General features: G+C 46.1%; 1 protein-coding gene. It reads right to left on the reverse strand.

Annotated features, from left to right (window positions below; all coding sequences use genetic code 11):
• Positions 1-94: 94 nt before the first annotated feature.
• On the reverse strand, positions 95-436 hold a 342-nt coding region (locus ACTHUG_RS11520; protein ID WP_440422307.1), incomplete at its 5' end, for an ExbD/TolR family protein.

Genomic DNA, 436 nt, shown 5'->3' on the forward strand with positions numbered 1-436 from the left:
AATTATACAGCCTGGACATATAGTTACCAAATACAACAAAAGGCCGGCTGAAACTTTACTCAAATTTCAGACGGCCTTTACTGTATTCAAAAGATTATTGCGCTTTGGTTTCCGTTACAAAACCGATTTTACTGATGCCGGCTTCGCGCGCCGCTTGCAGGGCTTGGTTGACATAATCGTATTCAACCGCTTTATCCGCCGCAATCGCCACAATCACATCTTCGTTTTTCGCTTTGGCTTCTTTCAGCTTGGCAGTTACCGTTGCCAAATCCACTTTGGTATCGGAATCGCCGCCAACGATATAAGCACCACTGGCATCAATGCTCAAACGCAAAGGATCTTTAGGCTGCTTATCCTCTTTCGCCGCTTTTTCCGAAGCAGTCGGCAACTCCAAAGGAATCGAGTGGGTCAGCACCGGCATGGTAATCATAAATAC

This window comes from Neisseria sp. P0022.S009, assembly GCF_051956675.1.
Classification (GTDB): domain Bacteria; phylum Pseudomonadota; class Gammaproteobacteria; order Burkholderiales; family Neisseriaceae; genus Neisseria.